The 21,677-nt window shown below is 68.7% G+C and carries 15 protein-coding genes and 1 tRNA gene; 7 read left to right on the forward strand and 9 right to left on the reverse strand.

The annotated features are described in order from the left end of the window. Positions 1-9: 9 nt before the first annotated feature. Complete coding sequence (locus tag ACWV17_RS17550) at positions 10-1,317, reverse strand: DUF2254 domain-containing protein (RefSeq protein WP_455360476.1); 1,308 nt, start codon at positions 1,315-1,317, stop codon at positions 10-12. A 190-nt stretch (positions 1,318-1,507) separates the two neighbouring features. On the opposite strand from ACWV17_RS17550, the gene ACWV17_RS17555 reads away from it, so the two are divergent. Beyond that, positions 1,508-1,592, forward strand: a tRNA-Leu gene (locus tag ACWV17_RS17555). A gap of 106 nt (positions 1,593-1,698) precedes the next feature. Then, entirely contained in the window at positions 1,699-3,759 is a 2,061-nt protein-coding gene (locus ACWV17_RS17560; RefSeq protein WP_455360477.1) for a hypothetical protein, read from the forward strand. A gap of 79 nt (positions 3,760-3,838) precedes the next feature. Here ACWV17_RS17560 and ACWV17_RS17565 read toward each other — a convergent pair whose 3' ends face one another. The 3 genes from ACWV17_RS17565 to ACWV17_RS17575 all read right to left on the reverse strand — a co-directional run bounded on the left by ACWV17_RS17565 (position 3,839) and on the right by ACWV17_RS17575 (position 8,249). Continuing rightward, positions 3,839-5,977: a UvrD-helicase domain-containing protein gene (locus ACWV17_RS17565; RefSeq protein ID WP_455360478.1), complete on the reverse strand. Its 2,139-nt coding sequence runs from the start codon at positions 5,975-5,977 to the stop codon at positions 3,839-3,841. 85 nt (positions 5,978-6,062) lie between these two features. Beyond that, on the reverse strand, positions 6,063-7,670 hold the full coding sequence (locus tag ACWV17_RS17570; RefSeq protein ID WP_455360479.1) for a serine/threonine-protein kinase: 1,608 nt from the start codon (positions 7,668-7,670) through the stop codon (positions 6,063-6,065). 93 nt (positions 7,671-7,763) lie between these two features. Then, positions 7,764-8,249: an ATP-binding protein gene (locus ACWV17_RS17575; RefSeq protein WP_455360480.1), complete on the reverse strand. Its 486-nt coding sequence runs from the start codon at positions 8,247-8,249 to the stop codon at positions 7,764-7,766. Positions 8,250-8,363: 114 nt separating this feature from the next. Here ACWV17_RS17575 and ACWV17_RS17580 point away from each other — a divergent pair, with 114 nt between their 5' ends. Together ACWV17_RS17580 and ACWV17_RS17585 are read left to right on the forward strand one after the other, a co-directional pair. Beyond that, positions 8,364-9,245, forward strand: a complete 882-nt coding sequence (locus tag ACWV17_RS17580) for a helix-turn-helix domain-containing protein (RefSeq protein WP_455360481.1) — start codon at positions 8,364-8,366, stop codon at positions 9,243-9,245. Between the two features lie 20 nt (positions 9,246-9,265). Then, the gene (locus ACWV17_RS17585) at positions 9,266-9,454 is read left to right on the forward strand and encodes a DUF397 domain-containing protein (protein ID WP_455360502.1); all 189 of its coding nucleotides are present in this window, start codon (positions 9,266-9,268) and stop codon (positions 9,452-9,454) included. 75 nt (positions 9,455-9,529) lie between these two features. On the opposite strand, the gene ACWV17_RS17590 is transcribed toward ACWV17_RS17585, so the two are convergent. From ACWV17_RS17590 to ACWV17_RS17610, 5 genes are all read right to left on the reverse strand, one after another. Further along, positions 9,530-12,739 carry a type I restriction endonuclease subunit R gene (locus tag ACWV17_RS17590; protein WP_455360482.1) on the reverse strand — a complete coding sequence of 1,070 codons (3,210 nt, stop codon included), beginning with the start codon at positions 12,737-12,739 and terminating at the stop codon, positions 9,530-9,532. 22 nt (positions 12,740-12,761) lie between these two features. After that, complete coding sequence (locus tag ACWV17_RS17595) at positions 12,762-13,034, reverse strand: AAA family ATPase (protein WP_455360483.1); 273 nt, start codon at positions 13,032-13,034, stop codon at positions 12,762-12,764. Further along, positions 13,031-14,023 (reverse strand): restriction endonuclease subunit S, encoded by a 993-nt coding sequence (locus ACWV17_RS17600; RefSeq protein ID WP_455360484.1) that lies wholly within the window; start codon positions 14,021-14,023, stop codon positions 13,031-13,033. The genes ACWV17_RS17595 and ACWV17_RS17600 overlap by 4 nt, the downstream gene beginning before the upstream one ends. A 290-nt stretch (positions 14,024-14,313) precedes the next feature. Next, positions 14,314-16,431 (reverse strand): type I restriction-modification system subunit M, encoded by a 2,118-nt coding sequence (locus ACWV17_RS17605; protein WP_455360485.1) that lies wholly within the window; start codon positions 16,429-16,431, stop codon positions 14,314-14,316. Between the two features lie 80 nt (positions 16,432-16,511). Continuing rightward, on the reverse strand, positions 16,512-18,665 hold the full coding sequence (locus ACWV17_RS17610; RefSeq protein WP_455360486.1) for an N-6 DNA methylase: 2,154 nt from the start codon (positions 18,663-18,665) through the stop codon (positions 16,512-16,514). Positions 18,666-18,884: 219 nt separating this feature from the next. Here ACWV17_RS17610 and ACWV17_RS17615 point away from each other — a divergent pair, with 219 nt between their 5' ends. The 3 genes from ACWV17_RS17615 to ACWV17_RS17625 all read left to right on the forward strand — a co-directional run bounded on the left by ACWV17_RS17615 (position 18,885) and on the right by ACWV17_RS17625 (position 21,671). Continuing rightward, positions 18,885-20,111 carry a DNA sulfur modification protein DndB gene (locus ACWV17_RS17615; protein WP_455360487.1) on the forward strand — a complete coding sequence of 409 codons (1,227 nt, stop codon included), beginning with the start codon at positions 18,885-18,887 and terminating at the stop codon, positions 20,109-20,111. A gap of 130 nt (positions 20,112-20,241) precedes the next feature. Then, the gene (locus tag ACWV17_RS17620; protein ID WP_455360488.1) at positions 20,242-20,814 is read left to right on the forward strand and encodes a hypothetical protein; all 573 of its coding nucleotides are present in this window, start codon (positions 20,242-20,244) and stop codon (positions 20,812-20,814) included. A gap of 77 nt (positions 20,815-20,891) precedes the next feature. Beyond that, entirely contained in the window at positions 20,892-21,671 is a 780-nt protein-coding gene (locus tag ACWV17_RS17625) for a hypothetical protein (protein ID WP_455360489.1), read from the forward strand. Positions 21,672-21,677: the final 6 nt, after the last annotated feature.

The following is a 21,677-nucleotide window of genomic DNA, read 5'->3' on the forward strand; positions in this document are numbered from 1 at the left end:
TCCCTTAGATCAGCCGATGCCCTGATGGTCGGGGGACAGGGCGAACGCCCGGTCGGCCGCCTCCGGCACCGTACGCTCCACGGCCTGGACGAGGAGCGTACGGTGCCGGACCAGCGGCTCCCGCCTCTCCTCCGGTGCGAGCAGCAACAGGTCATCGATCCCGGCGAGCAGCCGCCGCGACACCTGCGGACTGCCAACCGCGAACTCCCGGATCTCGGCGAACCCGAGATCCACCAGATCGGCCCACCCGGAACCGCCCTGAACCAGCCGTACCTCACCCTCCCGGTCCCGGTGATGCACCTCCCCGAGCGGCTTGTCCGCCACCGCCGCCAGGAACTGCACGATCCGGTCCAGGCACTGCACGGCGGTCGTCGGGTCGTTGACGGCGGGCGACAGTGCCCGCAGCGCGATGTCGGACAACTGCCGCAGCCCGAAGCCGAGATCCTGGTGAAAGGTCCGCTCGACCCCGACCGAGACCGCGAACCTCAATCCGAACCGCGGCGCGGGCGCGTCCCCACCGTGCACAGCCAGCATGGGCATCCCGGGCACGACGAAGTCCCCGATCCGCGGAATCAGCCGCAGCACGACACCCCTGCGCCGCGCGCCCCGCACCAGCCGGGCGACATTCACGTCCCGCAGCACACCGGCCCGCCCCTGATATGCGATCCGCGAGGTCTCGGCCGGCAGCGGCGCCCGGTCCGGTACCCGGGCCGGCTGCCTGCCGAGCACCCGGAACGACTCCCGCGCGATCCGGTCGGCGACCGGCCCGATCTGCATCAGCCGCAGCGTCGACGACACGTACGCGATGAACAGCAGCAGGCTGAGTCCCACCAGCGCCAGGGTCAGCAGACTCTGCACCAGCGGCACCTCGGTCACCCGGCGCGGGTCGGTCTCACTCTGGAACGAGGTCAGCACCATCAGCGAGAACAGAAACGTGGCGAGAAAGACGGTCAGCGTCAGCTTGCTGATCCGGCTCCGTACGAAGATCCGCACCACCCGGGGCGTGAGATTCCCGCTCGCCATCTGCACGGCCACCAGCGAGATGCTGAAGACGACACCGATGAAGGTCATCATCGCCGAGCTGATCGTGGTCATGATCGTCTTGGCGTCCTCGGCGAAGGTGATCAGATCCGCCACCGTGTCGTAGGCCCGCTCGCCCTGCAGGTACGCGATCAGCTCGGTATCCACGACCGAAGCCGCCCACCACAGGACGAACACGCTCACGAGCCCGGCGGTCGGCGCGAACCAGAAGGTGTCCCGCAGATGCTCGCGCAGCGGCGAGAGCGGACGGGGCGGGCGGTGGCTGCGATCACTCACGACGCGAAGGTACGTCCTGCACGCGACGTAAGCGGTCACCAACAGAAGGTGAGCAGGCGCATCCCACACCCCGAGTCGAGCCCCGAACCCGCCCACCGCACCCCACTGACCACCGGATATGCAGGTGAGGGGCGCCGCGAACCCCTGGTATTGTTGTGCACGTCGCCACGGGAAACCGGGCGGCCACCTAGTCCGGGTGGCGGAATGGCAGACGCGCTAGCTTGAGGTGCTAGTGCCCTTTATCGGGCGTGGGGGTTCAAGTCCCCCCTCGGACACACAGAACGTTGAAGAGAAGCCCCCTTGTGGGGCTTTTTTCATGCCCGGCAGCCCCCCGGTAGCGTGCTGCTCGGTGATGACCGTGCGACAGGCAGGACCCGAGTGATGCGGTTGTATTTCGCGCCCGAGGAGACCGACGAGTTCGAGGCCACGTGCGGGCTCCTCATCCATCGGATGGGGCGGTGGGCGGACGAGCGCGGTGACCGCGTGGACGGCTTCGGCGTCGAGGCGGCGCTCGACTACCGGCAGCGCGGTACGCGCGACGGGCGGCTCGGGCTCTGGGAGCCCCGGCACGTCGAAGGTTTTCTGCTGGACTGGCTGCCGCGGACGGTCACCCTGCTGCCGGGGGACGAGCCCGGGGACATGCCCGGCACGCTCGCCCTCCTGCTGCGCTACCTCGACGCGATGGGGCTCGCCGACCCGCGTGGGGCCACGCTCGCGGAAAACCTCTCGGCGATCGAGGCCGTGACACCCCAGTACGGGCCCGCCATGGCCGACCGGACCCGCTGGGGCCCGTCGAAGTTCTGGGTGACCATGGCCGCCGAGCAGGGCACGGACGTGCACGACCCGGAGGCCTTGCAGGGCTTCATGGAGCGGGTCCGGAGCGGGGAGGTCGCGTACGACGAAGAGGTGCTGGACCAGGTGATGGCCGGCCACCTCGCGCACGGACCGGGAGCAAGGGAGCGCGCAGAGCCGCAGTTGCCGGTCGCCCTGCCCGCGGAGGGCGAGTTGCGCGTGCTCGCCGAGCAGTCGGCAGTGCTGGCGTGGCTGCGCGGGATCAGCGCGTGGGCGGGCAGCGAACGCAGGCCGGTCACCGCGACCGGCACGCTGCGGATCGCGGACGCGCGGGCGCTCGTGGCCGAGCTGGGCACCGGCGACCACGTGGAAGGAGTCCGCTCGTCGGCGCAACTGCCGCGGCTCGGGCTCGCGGTCGAGTGGGCGAAGAAGGCCCGGATCGTACGGATCGTCAAGGGACGGATGTACGCAGTCGCCAAGGCGCGGCCCCTCCTCGAAGACCCACTCGCACTCTGGCGGCGCGCCTTCGAGACCTTCACCGACCTCCGCGGTCCGCTGGTCGCCCCCCGCAGCGGATGGCACTTCCCCTCGATGGTCAGCGACACCTTCGAGCAGGTGGTGCCCGACATCCTCAACACCCTCTACAGCCTGCCGTACGCCATGCCCTGGCCGCGGCTGCGGGACTCGATCCATCTCGGATACGGCAACGGGTCAGGAATACTGCTCGAAGCCGCCGACCGGGATCTGCGCCTGGTGCTCGACGCCCTTGAGGACCTGGGGGCTATCGAGCGGTACGAGGGGATGGCCGACCCGGTGTTCGCCGAGGCACCGCTGAGCGTGGAGCCGGAGCTGCCGCCCGCCGCACTGCCACCCGAGCTCGCGGAGCTCTTCGGCACGGTCGCCGGACTGCGGGGCCCCGACGCCGAGTCCCGCGCCGGTACCCGTGCCCAGCAGACGGAACTCACCGATGGACCGGTGGAGTTGATCCGGCTCACCGCACTCGGTCACGACTCGGTACGGCGCCGGCTGCTCGCCGAGGGCCGCGACGCACCGCTCATCGGCGAACTCGTCCACGCCCCGGCCGCCGGACTCCTTGGCGTCCTCGCCGACCACTACGATCCGGACTCCGCCCGCACCGAACTCGCCGCCTGGATCACCGCTCGGCCGAGCCCGGCCGTGGCGCTGGAACGGCTGACCGACGCGATGCGTGCCTGCCCCTTCCGTACCCGTACCGAAGCAATGCTGACTGTGCTCGCCGAGGCGCACCCCGACGGCGATACCGTGACGCGGGGCCTGCGCGGCGACCCGCTGCTCGGGCCCACCGCGATCAGCGTCCTGGTCCGGCGCGAGATCCTCGACGCCGATGACCTCACCGAGCCGGAGAGCCGCCTCATGGTCGCGGAGAGCCTGCTCCAGCTCCTGGAAACGGCCGGACCGGACGGCGTCCTGGAGACGCTGAGCGGTCAACGCGTCCCCGCCCACGAGACCCTGGCCGCGGCCCTGGCCTCCGGCCACCCCGACCGGGTGGGGATGGGCGATCTGAAGGACGTGGCCGATCAGTTCGCCCGGCGGCCCGCCGCCCAGGTCGGTCGCATTCACCGGAGAGGTGGACGCAAGGGCGAGGGCAGGGGCGGCAAGCGGCGACGATGAGCGGCCCTCGAACGCCCTCGCCGTCGACCGGCAGGGTGGCGACGGAGGTGGCCTGTCGTAGGCGGGAGCCGCTGAGCGTTCAGGCCGTGGCGCCCGCCTCCATCAGGAACCGGCTCGGCTGCCCCGACCACGAGACGTACAGACTGTCCCGCGCCCGAGTGCAGGCGACGAAGAGCAGACAGCGTTCGGACATCAGGTCCGTCTCGTGCTGGAGCCGGTCCACGTCGACGGGGGTGACCGCGCGAGAGTACGGAAGCGCCCCGTCGTTGACGCCCACGACGGCGACGCACCGGAACTCCAGCCCCTTGAACGAGTGCATGGTCCCGACGCGCACGACCGTCGTCTGCTCCGAGGCGGCGTCCGCCCGGAGAGGCGCGGCCGGAATGCCCGCACCCTTCAGACGCTCAACGGCCCTGGCGCAGGTCTTGTTGAAGCGGGTGCTGACGCCGATCTCCCCAGGGGCGACGCCGCCGTCGATCCAGGCGCGCACCTGGGAGACCAGTGCGTCGGCCTCCGCCTCCTCCGAAGCCGCCGCGTGCACGGTCGGTCCGTTGCCGTGCAGGGCCGAGCGGTAGCCGAGCAGCGTCTCGTCGCGGCCGTCGTCCTCCAGCTGTGCGACGGGACGGCCGACGAGCAGGGCGGTGGACCAGCTGAGGATCTCGTGCGTGCTGCGATAGTTCTTCCGCATTTTCGTCGAGCGGCCCGCGACCTTGATGCCGAGTGCCTTCAGCGACACCTTCGAATCGTAGATCCGCTGGTGCGGGTCGCCGGCGATGAACAGGTCGTCCGGGCGCGCGGGGACCGCTGCCCGCAGGAGCCGCCACTGGGCGGGGTGCAGGTCCTGGGCCTCGTCGACGACGATGTGCCGGAACAGCGGCGCGTGCGCTTCGAGCAGGTCGGCGGCCTCCGCGCACGTTCCCAGGTATGTGCGCAGGCCGTCCGCGGCGACCCGGTCGGAGAACTCCTGGACCGTACGCCACACCAGAGGGCGTTCGGCAGCAGGCAGGCGGCTGCCTCGCCCACGCCGGTCGGCGGCCACGTACTCCTCCGGACTCCGCAGGTTCTGGGCGAGGATGACGTGCTTGTACTCCTGGGCAAGGAACTGCGCGGTGCCGGTGCAGCCGGTGGCCCGCGCGGCCTGCTCCCAGCGGGCCTCCTCCTCGCCGCCCCGCAGCGGACGGCGTGACGTGGGGACGACCCGGCTGGCCAGGGCGTCGACGGTGGTGATGTCCACGCGGTCGCGCAGCTCCTCGTCCTCGACGAGGGCGGCGAGCCCGCTGCGCAGCGCGGCGACGAGAGCGTTGGTGTACGTGGTCAGCAGGATGCGCTCGCCGTCGCGCAGGAACGTCAGCAGGTGCCGTACGCGGTGCAGGGCGACGACGGTCTTACCTGTGCCCGGTCCGCCGGTGACCTGTGCCGGTCCGGAGTAGCTGGCCCGGTAGGCCACCTTGTGCTGGGAGGGGTGCAGGAAGACCCGCCAGGCGGCGAACGGCTTGTCGAGGATCTCGCGCAGTTCGTCGGAGGCGGTGATGAGGGCGATACGGGTGCGGGTGTGCCCGATGGCGGTCGCGTAATCGCTCGTGTCCACCGGATCGGCCGAGGCGCTGGGGAGATTGACGGACACCAGGTCGCGCCAGACCTCCTCCACGCTGAAGCCCTCGGCGAGGTACTCCAGCACCTCACGCTGGTCCTGCGGGAAGTAGGGCGCGAAGACCTCCAGCTGTTCCTTGCTGGTGAGGGCGCGGACCTGGCGAAGCGTGGTCCCGTCGATGCCGAGGGCGGTCAGGTCGCCGTCGGAGATCTTGGAGAAGAGCCGCCGGTCGGGTGCGGCGGCGATCCGCTCGTAGGCGGGGGTGAGCTCGTCGAGCATCGCGATGTCGCGGATCTCGACGGCGCGGGTGACCGCGTTGATGCTGGCCTTCTGCTTGATCGCCCAGGCGATGGCCTTGTCGTGGGGCATCACCCGCAGCAGGACGAAGGTGTCACCACGGTCCGGGGCGAGGACGACGCCGCGGGTGCCCTGGGCGATGCGGATGGTGCGGATGTGCGGATCCTTGGCCTGCTTCAGCGACTCCAGCTTCAGACCCTGGTCCTTGAAGAGCTGGTCCAGGGTGAGGCGCTCGAACTTCTCCCAGGCGTCGAAGACCCCCTGCTTGACGGTGCCTTGGAGTTTGCCGAGCTGGGCGCAGAAGCCGATGTCGAAGGCGAGGTGCGGCATGGTGTTCCGTTCTGGGTACGTGCTGGGTACGTGTACGTGCTGCGTGCGTCCTGGGAGTTCAGGCTGTACGCGGTGTACGCGTCGCTCATCCGGCGTCGGGGTCGGCGCCGGTGCCGTCGCCGTCGAGGCCGAGGCGGATCACGGCGAGTGCCTCGGCGATCTCGACGCTCATCTCGTCCTCGGGGCCGATGAGCACGCACATGTCCTGGTGGAGTGGTTCGAGGACCTGCCGGGCTTCGGCGGCCCGCCCCTGGGCGAGCAGCAGCATCCCGATGTTGTGCCGCAGCTCGACGGCCTCCTCGCTGACGTCGCTGTCGAGGGTCCGTACGACGTTCAGTACGTCCTGGAGCGTGGCGAGCGCATCGGTGACCTGGCCCAGTTCGGCGCGGCAGCGGGCGGCCTGCGCGCGGCAGGCCCGGGCCTGCTCACCGGTGGGGCCGGTGATACGGGCGTACGCGTCGGCGAGGCTGTCGAACTCGGGCAGGGCGGCCCGGTAGTCGCCACCGAGGAGACGGATCGCGGCGCGCTGGCGGCGCAGTGCCAGAACCGGCTTGCTCTCGGAGCCGAGGGCGAGTGCGGCGGGTGCGATGACCTCGCTGAGCACCTCGGCGGCCTGCGCGAAGCGTTCCTCTTCCAGCAGGGCGCCGGAATGGTCGTACGCCTCCTTGATGTCCTGGCGCAGCTGGGCGGGGACAGGTACCGGCGGGGCCTGCGGGGCGGGGCCGGCGGGCGCCGGACTCCCCGCCGCCGGCGCCCGGGTGCGGGCGCGGGGTGCGTACGGGTGGCGGAACAGGCCCGTCGGGTCGGGTACGCCGGCCGGTCCGGCCTCAGCCGCGGTGGGCTCCTGGCCGGGTGGCGGCAGGAACGGCAGCAGCCGCTCGTACACCTCCTGCGTGTCGGCGGGCCGCTGCTCGGGGGCCTTGCGCAGCAGGTGCAGCACCAGCTCCTCCAGAGCCGCGGGGACGTCGGGCCGCAGCTGCCGCAGCGGGGTGGGGGCGGCGTTGACGTGCTGGAACATCAGCAGGTACTCGCTCTCCGCCGTGAACACGACTCGCCCGCTGAGAAGTTCGTGCAGCACGCAGCCCAGCGCGTACAGGTCGGTCTGCGGGGTGATGCGCCCGCCCCGGACCTGCTCGGGCGACATGTACTGGTACGTGCCGACGGGGCTTCCGGTCGCGGTCAGCTTGGTGACGTCGGTGCGCAGGATTGCCGCGATGCCGAAGTCGAGGACCTTCACCGTGCCGTCACGGGCCACCAGGATGTTCCCCGGCTTGAGGTCCCGGTGGATCACCGGCACTTCGTGCGCGTACGACAGCACGGTCGCGACCTGCGCGGCGACGGCGGCCGCCCAGCTGATGGGCAGGGGATGGCCGGGGTGGAGGTAGGCGGACAGCGACATACCGTCGACGAGCTCCATCACCAGGAACAGCCGCTCGTACGACTCGTCGAGGACCGCGTCGTACACCTGCGGCACGCCGGGGTGCTGGATGCGCGCGGTGATCCGGGCCTCGCGGCGGAACCGCTTGGCGAACTCCTCGGCCAGGTGCGGGGAGGTGATCGACGCCTGCCGGATGACCTTCACGGCGACGGGCCGGTCGAGGACGGCGTCGTAACCGCGCCATACGACGCCCATGCCGCCCTCGTTGAACTGCTCCAGGAGTTCGTAGCGGCCAGAGATCACCTGCTGCGGCACCTTGCCCCCGTTGTGCGTGATGAACAGTCACGGTACGGGGTCAAGTGTGGCCGCTGTGTTGATCGTCCGTCCAGCGGTCGGGCCTTCAGCCCTTCAGCCGCTCGTCGGCAGGACGTACTCCGCCCAGACCGTCTTGCCGGGGCCGTCCGTGCGCGGCTGCCAGTCCCAGCGAGTGGCCAGGCACTCCACCAGGAGCAGCCCGCGGCCGGTGTCGCGGTCGTCGGAGGGCGCGGCGAGGGCGGGGACGACGGGGACGCATTCGCTGCGGGTGTCGGTGACCTCAACGCGTACGGTCGTGGTGCCCGGGGTCGGGGGGAGGGTGAGTGCGAGCGCGAGGTGGAAGTCGCGGCCGGGGACCCGGCCGTGCTGGACGGCGTTGGCCGCGAGCTCGGCGACGATCAGCGTGAGGGCGTCGTGCGCGTCGCTGTCGTACGGGATGCCCCAGGCGTCGAGCCGCTGCCCGACGAGGCGTCGGGCGAGCCGGGCGCCGCGCGGGGTGGAGCTGAACCGCATGGCGAAGTGGTGCGTGGGGGCGATGTGTTGGCTGATGCGGGTGGGGGAGTCGGTCTCACTGGTCATGGCTCCAACGCTCCCGTTGGTGGCGTAGCGTGACCAGTGGTGACGCGCAGTCGGGTGCTGGTTGTACGCGACGGCGTGCGGTGTGTACGAGGCACGGGTCGGGAGGCGGGGCCGATGGACTCTTCGGAACCGATGGAGCAGGTTGAACAGGGCGAGTTGGGCGTACGCGATGACGGCGGGCCCCGGCCGGAGGACGAACCGGGATCGGGCGTGGTGACCGCGTTCGGGAGGCAGTTGAAGCTGCTGCGGGTCAGAGCGGGGCTGGAGCGGCCCGAGTTCGGCAAGCGCGTGGGCTACGCGGGGCAGTCGGTCGCGTCGTTCGAGCAGGGCCGGCGTATCCCGCCGCCGAGGTTCATCGACCGGGCTGACGAGGTGCTGGATGCGGGTGGTGTCCTCAAGGCGCTGAAGGAGGAAGTGGGGCGGGCGCAGTACCCGGCGTTCTTCCGGGATATGGCGCGGTTGGAGGCGGGAGCGGTAGCGCTGTGTGTGTACGCGGCACTTGCGGCGCCGGGGCTGTTGCAGACGGAGGAGTATGCGCGTGCCGTGTTCCGGATGCAGCGTCCACTGCTGGACGATGCGGTGATCGAGCAGCGACTGGAGGCGCGCCTCGCCCGTCAAGAGATCCTCACGCGACGGCCCGCGCCGCTGCTGAGCTTCATCATCGAGGAGGTAGTCCTTCGCAAGCCGATCGGCGGGAGTTCGGCTCTGCGTGGTCAGCTGGAGCAGTTTCTTCTCGTCGGACAGAACCGGAACATCGAGATCCAGGTGATGCCTACCGATCGGGAGGATCACGCGGGGCTCGGCGGGCCGTTCAATCTGATCGACACTGCTACGGGACAACGCATCGCGTACACCGAGGTTCAGGACGACAGTCGCCTTTACACAGCCCACCAGAAGGTTCGCGAACTTGAGTCGCGCTATAACATCCTGCGATCACAGGCGCTCACCCCAAGTGAGTCCCTGGCCTTCATTGAGAAACTGCTGGGAGAGAGATGACCGTTCAGCGCTTCGTACCCATGGTGCCGGAATCGGCATGGTTCAAGAGCAGCTACAGCAGTGGCGGGGGCGGTGAGTGCGTAGAGGTCGCCGAGGCTGAGGGAATCGTGTGTGTCCGGGACTCTAAGATCACCGCTGGACCGGTCCTGACCGTCACCCCCCACGCGTGGGCCGGGTTCGTGGGGCTGGCCGCCGGCCGTCCGGCCTGAGCCGTACGCGACCCCGTGGGGCCTGCCGCCTCCGCCGGCGGCAGGCCCCCACGCGTCCATACGGGCCGTCGGCCGTCACGCCGCGTCGTCCACGCCCTCTTCGCGGCGGATCATCCGCCACGCCGCGCGGCGTGCGCTGCGGTTGAGGGAGGACTGGAAGCCCTTGTCCGGAGCGAAGTAGCGCTTGCCGAGGTCGGTGATGAGGCCGACGTGTTCCTCCACCTTGTTGGCGAAGACCTCGTCGAAGACTTCGCCGAAGTTCGCCTCGTCGTTGATGCGTGCCACCTCGCGCACATCCCGGTCGGCGATGGCCGCATTGAAGGCAGGCAGCAGGTCTTGTTCGGTGAAGTCGGTGCCGAACTTGTTATTGAACTTGTCGATCAGCTCGGACAGCAGAGACTTCTCCGGCTCCTTTGCCCCGCCCGATCCGTCACCGAAGCCCGGCATCGTGGTCGGACCCTCGGGGGAAAGGCTGACGTCGTGCTCGCCGGTCTGCTCCACGCGGAGGTGGCTGAGGTCGACCTCGCCTATGTCGACGCCGCCGTCCGCGCTGCGAGGCAGCCGGTTGAGGAGGTGGCGGCCGTACAGGTGCAGCCGCTCAAGCTCGGCGTCCTGATAGGGGACGATCTGCGCGAGGAAGCCGTACTTGCGGACGTAGTCGTTGAGGTCGGCGCGGAAGTCCTCGGCGGTCTGCTGGTCGTCCTCGTCTTCGCTCTCCTGTAGGGCAGTGAAGCGGGCGACGGCGGGGGAGAGCAGTCGGTACAGGTCGGCGTGCAGCTTCTCCCATTTGGCCTGCGAGCCGGCCGCCTTCTCCTGCGCGCCGAAGTATGCCGTGGCGAACTCGTCCATGTCCTTGGCAGTAAGGATCGGCGCGGACATGACCCGGCTCTGCGCCTGGTAGAGGAGGTTTGGGTCGGAGGGGAGGGTCATCGCCTCCTCGAAGTACGGGCGGAAGGCGTCCTGGACGTCCTCCGCCTTGTTGACGAAGTCCAGCACCGCGAGGTCCGCCTGGGTCTTGCGTTCAGCGGTCCGGTTGAGTCGGGACAGGGTCTGCACGGCTGCGATACCGGTCAGAGTCTTGTTGACGTACATCGTCGTGAGGAGCGGCTGATCGAATCCGGTCTGGTACTTCTCCGCGACGACCAGGATCCGGTACTCCTGCTGGCCTTTCCCGCCAGAGCGGGTCGCCTTGTCGTCGGCGCGGGTGTAAGCGAACGCCTTCGGCAGCGCGCTCTCTGCGATCCCGCCGTTCTCCTTCGGCTCGGTGGTCTCCTCGCCGTCGATGGTGAGAGATCCAGAGAAGGCGACAAGGACGCCGAGGTCCGGGTACTTGGTGTGGTAATCGCGGTCCTCGATGTAGCTCTTGATCGCGCGGGCCATCTGCACTGCGGACTGCCGGGAGGCGGTCACCACCATCGACTTGGTCCGCCCGCCGAGCCGGCCGCGGGTGTGCGTGACGAAGTGCTCGACGATCACCTGCGCGTGCTGGGCGACGGTGTACTCGTGCATCAACGCGTACCGGGCGAGCAGGGGGTTCGCCTTGGTCGGGTCGACCTCCACCTCGTCGGGGTTCTTGTTGACGAGCTTCCAGTACGTCTCATACGTGACGTAGTTGCGCAGCGGGTCGAGGATGAAGCCCTCCTCGATGGCCTGCCGCATGGAGTAGGTGTGGAACGGCCGGTACTTCGCCTCGCCATCGACGTCCTGGAGCGTGCCGAAGAGCTGGAGGGTTTTGTCCTTGGGAGTGGCGGTGAACGCGAAGTATGAGAGGTTCGCGGCCATGGAGCGGTTCTTGGCCTCGCGCTCCAACTGCTCTTCGAGGCTGAGCTTCGGCTCCTCGGCCTGCGTTTCCGTGGCGCCGGCGTCGTTGGAGTCGGAGTCCAGACCGAGGTCGCGGAGGGCGGCCCGTACGGCGGTGGCGGCGCCGCCGGACTGTGAGGAGTGCGCCTCGTCCACGATGATCGCGAAGTTGGAGCCCTGGATCTCGGTTGGACTGCGCTTGAGGTAATCAAGCAGCGCCGGGAAGGAGTGCAGCGTTACCGTGACGATCTTGCCCGTGTCGCGCGACAGCGCCTTCGCCAGCTGGGCACCCTTCGCTCCGTACTGCTCGTCGATCTTCACGACGAGGCCCTCGGTCTGCGAGAAGCCGCCGATCGTCTCGCGGAGCTGGGAGTCGAGGTTACGGCGGTCGGTGATGACGATGACCTTGTCGAAGACCGGCACCCCCGGCCGTACGCCGGCCGTGAGTGCCTCAGTGGCCAGCTCGCGCGGATCGGTGGGCGTGTGCAGATCGCTGAGACGGTGGGCGAGCCAGCCGATGGTGTTCGACTTGCCCGAGCCGGCCGAGGCCATGACCAGGTAGTTGTGCCCGGCGCCGTACGCGGCGGCATGAGCGGTGAGCTTCTTGACGGCGTCCCACTGCTGGTAGCGGGGGAAGATCGTCTTCTTGGTGCTGCCGCCGCCCGGAGTCTTCTCCTTGTGGATGTGCACGAACCGGTGCAGCAGGTCGAGCCAGTTGTCCCGCTGCCATACCTGCTCCCACAGGTACGAGGTGGAGTACGCGCCCGGCGCGCTCGGCGGCGGATTTCCCGCACCGCCCGCCTGGCCGGGGCCTTCGGAGCCGGTGTTGAAGGGGAGGAAGTGGGTCTTGTCGCCGCGCAGCCGCGTGGTGACGAAGACCAGGTCCGGGTCGACCGCGAAGTTCGCGACCACACGGTGCTGGAAGATCAGCTCGGTGGGTTCGCGGTCCGTGCGGTACTGCGCCTTGGCCTCTTCCACGCCCTGCCGGGTCAGCGGGTTCTTCAACTCAGCAGTGGCGAGCGGGATTCCGTTCAGGAACAGTGTGAGGTCGAGCCGGTTGTCGCGGCCGGCCTGCTTGGTCGCGTACTTCAGCTCTCGTACGACGGTGAGCCGGTTGGCCCGGTAGCCGTGGAGCACGGAGTCGTCCGCGACGAGGTTCGGCTTGAAGTACGCGACGCGGATCAGGACGCCTTGGTCTTTGACCCCGTTGCGCAGCACGTCGATGACGCCGCGCTTGGGATCAGCGAGCGCCTGGCCGAGCCGCTTGGCGAAACCGCGCTGGGCGTCGTTCGGGTCACGGTGGTAGTAGGTGTCGACGAGGTCGTTCCACTCGTCGATCTGGGTCTCGTCGATGAAGGTGAACAACTCGTTCGTGTCCAGGCCGAGTTCAGCCTGATAGTCCTGAGGCTTCGCCTCGCGCCAGCCGCGCTCGCTCATCGCGGCGACTATGGCGTCACCGAAGGCGGACTCGTGGTGAACGGCCATGACTATGCTCTCCGTTTCCCGGTCAGAAGTTAGGCGACGTCTCGGCAGAACTTGTCGACGGAGGGTGAGTTGGTGTAAGCCATGGCGCCACGGCATCGCGCGGACCGCTGTCGACCGCGTCGCGCACGAAGCGAAGGGCATCGAGGAAGTTGGACTTCCCGGCCGCGTTGTACCCGGCGAGGCCGGTGAGCAGGCCGAGGGGCACGTCGCAGTGGGCGATGAACTTGTCGTTCTCGACGCGGACGCGGGTGACGAAGGGGGTGGTGTGGGAGCGAAGCGTGGGGCCTGTGGTCATGGCGAGACAACTCCTTGCCCACTGGCGGAGGATACGTCGAACTGGCCGGTTACGGCGGCGATGATGACCGCCCGGCGGCGCTCGGTGAGCAGCTCTACCTGGCGTTGTGAACCATTCCGAATCCGAGCATGCGTAGTCGCATAGGAATCGAACCTGGAGATCGTTGATGCCTGCATCTCAGGGGGTACTGAGTTGATGTTGATACGCCGAAGGTCCCAGATGTTGAGTGTGCGAAATGTAGAACCGACTGCACGCAAGGCGCACTGCTCTCGGACCTGCCGAGTCTGGAGAGCCTGAAGCAGCCATCGCCCATCAACACCTTGTGCAGGTGCAATCCTTGCAGTGCCTTGGGTGAGGTTTGCTTCGGGCAACTCTGGGGGCACGGCAGCAACAGCGCCGATAGACGCCCTCATGGCCATCACGATGTCGCCGGGATGGACAGCAGCCCGCTGGAATTGGGCGTGGATCTGAGGACTCGTCCGACTGAGCAACTCGGGTCGCAGGTTACCTAGATCCCCGGTCTTGATGTATGGAACGCCGCCGGACACCTCAGGTCCCGCCTGCACGATGCCGTAGACGATGGGCCGGTACGGGTTGGTGAGATGCATGAGCGGTCTAGACACCGCAGGCGCCGCAGAACTGCCGAAAAACTGGTCACGGATGGAGTCCAAGCGTTCATCGAACAAGGCCATCTGTGAGCGTCTCGCACTCACCAGCCTGTCGATGCGGGTGGTCTCGGTGTCGAGAAAGTCGGCGATGCGGCGCTGCTCCTCCAGGCTCGGGTATGCCCAATTCGAGGAGAGAAGTGCCGCAGCGTCAAGGTTCTGGATACCAGTGGTCTGCTTGATGGCACTCTGTGTTAGCCCTTGCCCGTAGGCGGCAGAGAACACGTACGTGAGGAAGCGCGAGTCGACTCCTGGAGCCGGAGTGACGCGTGCACAGAAGTTGGAGCACACTGCCGCCTCATGGCCTTCGAATAGGACGGCCATGCCAACAGGTTGCTTTTCGCCTCCTCCTGACTTCTCTAGAATCAGGTCCCCGGGCTGCAGTCGATGCTGTCGTAGCGACGATGCATCGATGTTCCGCAAGGGTGCACTATCAACCTTTGCTCGCCGTCCAACACGTTCGAAGTCCGCAGCGCGGATGCACCGGACGTCGTTCTTGTCTCCGGCAGGTTCATTACCCCAAGTGCCGTTTGCTGCCGAAGAAATGAGGTTCTTGATGCGTCCGCGCGTCCAATGAGGTGGCGCGCTGGGGATCCAACGGTCAGCAGTGAACGTCATTCCGTCACCTCGCCCAGCAGCGCCTGGATCTCCGCTTCAAGCGACTTCAACTCCGCGTCGATCTCCGCCAGTGGCCTCGGCGGCTCGTACACGTAGAAGTGGCGGGTGAACGGGATCTCGTAGCCGACCTTCGTCTTCGTGTGGTCGATCCACGCGTCGGGGACGTGCGGCAGTACCTCGCGCTTGAGGTAGTCCTCCACGTCCTCGTCCAGCGGGACGTTCTCGTAGTCGCGCAGTTCCGTGTCCGGTTCCGGGGCGCCGCCCTTGAGCCTCTGGATCTCGCCCTCGGGGTCGCGGACCCCGACCGTGTCCCTGACCGCCTTCGCGAACGGCGCGCTCGTCGGCCACAGCAGGCCGGCGTCCACCACCGCACCCTTGAGTGCGACCGTCGCCTCCGATTTCGTCGGCCACGTCGAACCGAACAGCCGGCGCAACGCGTCCGCGAAGAGCGCCGCCTCAGCGTCCACCAGTTCCTGGACCTGCGCCGCCTCCTCGTCCGTCAGCTTGCGGCGGGCCTTGACCACCGCGGCCAGCTCCGGGTGGAGCGGAAGCGCCCGCTCCTCCGCCCACTTCTGGACCGGCTTGGACGCAATCAGCGCCGCCAGGGTCTCGTCCGTCAGCTCGAACCGCAGCTTCAGCGGGCGTTCCACCGTGATGCGGTGGTAGCCGAAGTCCTCGTTCTTGAAGACCTTCACCTTGCCGTGCTCCGCATGCTCCGGGTCAGCGGCTACGTGCAGCGCCTCCCCGTACAGCTTCGTGATCTCGCCGATGTGGTTCGGGCGGTTGCCGCTTCCGTCGCCCAGCTCCTTGCGCTTGTCACCCAGCGACTTCCGCATCTTCAACCAATAATCACGCGCATCCAGCAGGACGACCTTGCCCTTGTGGTCGGTCGACTTCCTGTTCGTCAGGATCCAGAAGTAAGTCGAGATGCCGGTGTTGTAGAAGAGCTGGTCCGGGAGGGCGACGATCGCCTCCAGCCAGTCGTTCTCCAGGATCCACCGGCGGATGTTGGACTCGCCGGACTCAGCAGCACCCGTAAACAAGGGCGAGCCGTTGAAGACGATGGCGACGCGCGAGCCGCCCCCACCGTTCACATCCACCGGCTTCATCTTCGCGAGCATGTGCTGGAGGAAGAGGAGCGAGCCGTCGTTGATGCGCGGCAGGCCCGCACCGAAGCGGCCGGAGTCACCCAGCGTCGCGTACTCCGCCTCGACGTCGTCCTTGACCTTCTTCCAGTCCACGCCGAACGGCGGGTTGGCGAGAAGATAGTCGAACTTCTCCCGCGCGTGGCCGTCGTCGGAGAAGGAGTTGCCGAAGGCGATGTTCTCCGGGTCCTGGCCCTTGATCATGAGGTCGGAACGGCAGATGGCCCACGACTCGGGGTTGAGCTCCTGCCCGTACACCTTCACCCGGGCCTTCGGGTTCAGCGACTTGATGTGGTCGTCGGCCGCACTGAGCATGCCGCCCGTGCCGCAGGCCGGGTCCATCACCGTGCGTACCGAGCCGGGCAGGGTCAGCGCGTCCGCATCCGGCGCGACGAGGAGGTTGACCATCAGCTTGATGACCTCGCGCGGGGTGAAGTGTTCACCCGCGGTCTCGTTCGACTGCTCGGCGAACCGGCGGATCAACTCCTCGAAGATATAACCCATGTTGTGGTTGGGCACGATCTCGGGGCGCAGGTCCAGGTCGGTGAACCGGCCGATGACGTCGTACAGCAGCTTCGCCGAGTCCAGCTTCTTGATCTGCTGGTTGAACTCGTACTTCTCCAGGACCTCGCGGGCGTTGTCGGAGAAGCCCGCGACGTAGATCTGGAGGTTCTTCGCCGCGTTCTGCGGGTCGTGGGCGATCTTCTTCAACGTGAGGGACGTCGTGTTGTAGAAGGTGTGGCCCGATGCCCGGCGCAGGAAGCGTCCCTTGTCGATGTCCTGGCCTTCGAGCTCGGCGACGACATCGACGACCTTCTCGCGCGTCGGCTCCAGAACGCACTCCAGGCGGCGCAGCACGGTGAACGGCAGGATGACCTTTCCGTAGTCGGACTGTTTGTAGTCCCCGCGCAGGAGGTCGGCGACGGTCCAGGCGTGGTTCGCCAGCTCCGTGTGCTTACTGCTGTTCAACGCGTTCCCTTCGATGGACCCGCCCGGCTGATGGCGGCTGGGATCCAGTGTGGTGGATGTGTGAAGGCGGTGGTTGCCGTTCAGGCCGACGGGCCCTCGGACGGAGGGAGTAGCGCGCCGGCGGTCAGGCCGGTGAGCAACGCCTGCGCTGTCTCCTCGGCCAGCTCGGCCGTCCGGCGGGCGGCGGTACGCAGTTCGTACGCGCGGCGGAACGCTGCCCCGTACCGACGCTGCTCCTCCAGCGGCAGGAGCGGTACCCGCAGCCTGCCCGGCGAGACATTCACGATGGTGCTGCCCGTGGACGCTCCGGCGATGTTGTCCTCGGCACCGAGGAAGCCAGCCAGGAACCACGGGTCGAGCCGTGCCGGGTCCGGCCGCAGCAGGTGAACGTGGTGGCCCAGCAGGGCTTCGGCATCCGCCTCGTCCGCGACGCGGGCCATGACGCCGCTGCCGCCGGCGATGCCCCGTACGAGAACATCGCCTGCGCGGACGGTGTTCGCCGCATCGGTACGCAGGTCCTCCGCCGTGCCCGATGGCTGTGCGCCGCTGCCGATGTCGGACGCGGTGAGGACCGGGCGTTCCGTGCCGCCGCCCCGCTCCGGGCCACCGCTTCGCGAGTCGCCCCGGCCGACAGGGACCGCCGCCCGCAGCAAGGAGAGCGCGCCGCCTCGGGCAAGGTCGGAGACGGTGGCAGTGCGCCACACCTGCGAGGACTCCGTGGCCGCCGTCCACGGTCCGTAACCCGCCGCGCTCTCAAGGGCGTTGAGGGACTCGGCAAGGAGTTCGCGCCGTTCTGCCGCGTGCTGTGCCACCTCCGCCGGATCGATGTTGGCCGACGCGGCACGCACCCGTCGGGCGGGCGTCAGGTCGACGTGTTCGTCGACCAGGTCAATGGTTTGTACGGCACGCGCCACACCGGGTACGTCGGTGAAGGATCCCGGGTCGTCCGTGTACGCGGTCCAGTGGCTGAGGATCTCGTCGGCCAGCGTGCTCCAGTCCACGCCCGTGCGGCGGTTCCGCAGCCGGGAGTTCGTGTCGCGCGGTGAGTTCGGCGGGCCTTCGCGCTGGTCTCCGCTCGCGTCCACGAACAGTACGGACTTGCTGTCGGTTTCCCCCGGCTCGGGGCGCTGGAGGACCCACAGGTGCAGGCCGATGTGCAGGGGCGCGGAGGCGCCGACGGGAAGGCCGACGACGGCGCGCAGCGCACCGCTGCGTACGAGTTCGGCGCGGATACGGCGGCCCGAGGCACGGGCGGCGGTGGCCGGCGGAAGCACCATCACCGCGTATCCGCCGGGCTCCAGATGCGCCAGCGCGTGCTGCGTCCAGGCCAGCTCCGATTCGATCCGCGGCGGCACACCGTAGGCCCACCGCTGGTCGTACGCGAGCTCCTCGTGCCCCCAGTCGCGGTCGCCGTACGGCGGATTGCAGAGCAGGCCGCCGATCCTCAACTCCGAGAAGGCGTCGGCGCGCAGGGTGTCTCCCGTGCGTACGGTGACCTGCGCATCCGGCGCCGACAGCTGTAGGCGTACGGCGCTGCGCTGGGCCTGTACAGGCAGCGAGTCCTGGCCGTACAGCTCGGTCGCGCCCCGTCGGGCCGCTGCCGCGAGGAGACTGCCGCTGCCGCACGCCGGATCGAGGACTCGTACCGTGCGGGCCGGCAGAAGGTGTGCCATGAGGTCCGCGAGCCCCACAGGTGTCTGGTACGTACCGCTGGAGGCGGTGTCGTCCAGTTCGCGTTCGGCGAGGACGTCGAGAGTGGTCTGGGCGCCGTCGTCACGTACGCAGCGGAACAAGGCGCGGAGAGCGCTGACGTCGTCAGCGCGGAATTGAACGGCGTCCGCCTCGGGAACCGAGCCGGCCAGCTCCGCCGCGGCGCTGTCGGCCTGGGCGAGGACGTCGGAGTCCGGCAGCGCGTCAAGAGCGGTGAGCTCGTCCGCGCTGCGCCGTGAAGCCGCGAGTACGAGCGGAAACAGGCGTGCCGCGACCCCGGTTCCCGGCCCGTGGAGCCGCAGCACCGTACGCAGCTCCTCGGACGGTGTGGCGGCGGACGACTGCCCGCGCGTCTCCAGCCATCCCCGCACCGCCTCCAGGTCGTAGAGCGGACTGGTTTCAGTACCCCCGGACGGGGCCGGGAAGTCTTCGTGCCGACGGCGCCAGTTGCTGACGGTGGCACGCGTGACACCCGCGATGCGGGAGATCTCGGCAGCGGTCACCTGGGCTGATGGCTGGGGCATGGGGTTCCTGGACCTCTCCGGAGTGGACAGTAAACACCCTACAGCGGCCGTCAAATCCGTCAAGACGTTTGACAGTGCTTTCATGATGATGCTTATCTGGTTGAGCTTCCGGGTGGCAGCACTCGCCAAGGCGTGAGCCTGTGGGGTCCTTGCTGCCACCATCCAGGGGCGCGGCGCCGAGGCATGCGCCGCTCATCCGATCCCGAGGGGGGACCCACCATGCGCATCACTCTGCCGACCACGGTGGTGGAAGGAATCCAGCTCACCGTCATGCCGTTCCGTGCGGACGCCGTGATCGGGACCATGTCCGTGCCGACGCTCGTCCAGCTCGTGCCCTCGCCCCGCCGTGAGGAGGACGCCAAGACGCTCAAGGCCGCGTCCGGCGCCGTCCGGCGGCATGCCGAGCTGCGGGGACTCGTGCAGCGGGCCCTGAAGTCGACGCAGAAGGGGAAGAACGTCGGCTCGTACGCCGAGTACATCGCCGACGGTGTGAACGGAGAGCTGGGCGCCGGCTGGTCCACGCCGCCGATCACCTTCTGGCACGCCGGACCGCTCGCCGCCCTCAGCGACGAGCTGCTGCCGGGCACCGGACTGCGAACCCTGACCATCACGCCCGGCACCTGCGTCGTCGCCATCGACGGCGAGACGCAGACGACGGCCTGGCACGAGCTCTCCGACGACCCGGAGCGCTACGGGCTCACGTACGCCGAACTCGCCCAGGTGCGCATCCCCTTCGAGCTGTACGTGGACCTGTCCGTCGCCGACGCGCGGCAGATCTTCTACGACCGCAATGTGCAGGGCGTCGTCGTCGCCAAGAACCTGGCCATGTCGATGGACCAGCGGGACTTCGCGACCCGGCTGGCGCACCGTGTCGCCGATGCCGTGAAGGTCGACGTGGACGGCAGGCTCGTACCGTTCACCAAGCTCGTCAACGTCAGCAAGCGGCAGGTCGGCAAGACCGACTCGGAGGTCATCACCCTCTCCGCGCTGCGCGCCCTCGTCATCACCGCGATCTACGGGCGCGCCGGGTTGTCCCGCTCGGCGGAGACCGTCCACGAGGACGAGCTCCCCGCCGGGACGAACGCCGGGCAGGTGGAGGGCAGCGTCGTCCCGACGCTGGCCCGGCTGATCTCCGACCACTTCCCGCACTTCGCCTCGCGCAGTGCCCTCACCGCACCGGCCGTGCTCGCGGGCCTCGGCATCGCCGTGCATCAGACCACCCCGTGGGCCGACCCGATGAACGCACTCGGCGCCGACGACCTGCACCGGCTCCTCGCCGGCATCCAGTGGGACCGAGAGGCTTGCTACTGGGACGGCGTGGCCGCCAAGGCCGGTGCCACCGGGCGCCTCAACTTCAGCGGCGGCGTCAAGGACTCGGGCGGCCGGGTCGCCGACGCGATCCTCTACCCCGCCACCGAGGCGGGCCGCAGGATCCGCGGCCAGTAGCCGGGAGGCTCCCGCCCCGCCCCTCGCGCCGCTGTACCCGTCGGCCCGGCTGCCTCACCTCACTTCCTGCCTCACCTCACACCCGTTCAACTCCCGCGAGATCCCGCAGCAGCAGAACTGGAGCACGACCATGACCACTCCGAACCCCCAGTACCCCGGACAGCCCGCCCCGCACTTCGGCGCCCCGGGCGGCTGGGGATCCGTACCGCCCCCTCCCGCCAAGTCGCCCCTGCGGCGGAAGGCCTGGCTCACCCATGGCGCGGTCGGCCTCGTGGCCCTCGTCATCGGCGCCGCGTCGGCCGGCGGCGGGGGAGGCGCTGACGACTCGGCCGGCGCCGGCGTGAAGCCGGGACCCACGGTCACGGTCACCGCGAAGGCGGGGGCAGCCCCCGCGCCGACCGTGACCAAAACCGTGACCAGGACGGAAGCCGCCAAGCCGGCGAAGACCGAGGAAGCCGGCCCTGCGGCGAGCTTCGCGGGAGACGGCCAGTACCTGGTCGGCGAGGACATCAAGCCCGGCACCTACAAGACCGCCGGCGCAGACGGCTCCTTCGGCTGCTACTGGGCCCGGCTGAAGGACGCCAGCGGGGAGTTCGACGCGATCATCGCCAATAACAACCTGAAGGGTCCGGGCCGCGTGACGCTGCGGAAGGGCGAGTACTTCGAGACCAATCGCTGTCAGGAGTGGAAGAAGGTCGGCTGAGCCACGAAGAGGCCCAGAGCGCGCCAAACCTCAACAGATCCCGGATCAGCCCCCCAGAACCCCAGCAGGAGCACGTTGTGAAGCTGCCCGAACTCACCCCCGAGATGGAGAACCAGGTCATCGGGATGATGATCCGGGAACGGGGCGCAGCCGACCCGACCAGCCTTTCCGATGTGACGACGCTCGTCGCGCTCGGCCTCGCCAACTCCGCGTGGCGCAACACGCGTGTCGAGAACTGGCACGCCGGCGACGGCCCGCTGTCCGACGGCGACATGATGCGCATCAACTCGGCTACTACGCATGGCATTCGCCAGCGGTTGACGGGCTGGCTGCGAGAGCGTGATCTTCAGAAGGACGCAGGGACGGCGGCGCTCGACACGCTCGACGCCGACGACCTGGAGTTGCTCGCTGCCCGGCTCTTCCAGTGGCTCACCCGGCCTTCCCGGATGCTCCCCAACGGCATGACGTTGACGGAGCTGGCCTGCGCCGCGGATGACACGGTCGAGGCGTATGCCGACGATGCGGAACAGCAGCTCCTGAGCTTCCTCGCCGGAGGCGAGCAACGTGGCGTGCGGTACGCGTTCATGTGCGGGGCCGCGCACGGAGCGGGCGCGTGCACGCACTGGTGGGGGCATCCGCGATGGCCGCAGCTTGTCGACACGTTCCTCACGGCTGTGGGCGACCCCGAGCATGAGCACTGGGGTGGGGACGGAGGCCGGCTGAAGCGCCTGTCGCCGTTGCCCGCGGAACTGAGCGACGTCGACACCGTGCGCCGCACGCTCCTGCAGCATCCCTGGAAGCTTGGTGCCGACAGCGCCCGATGGATCACTTCGGCAGGCATCGGTTACTTGCGCTGACGTGTA

The organism is Streptomyces mabaensis, from assembly GCF_053763515.1.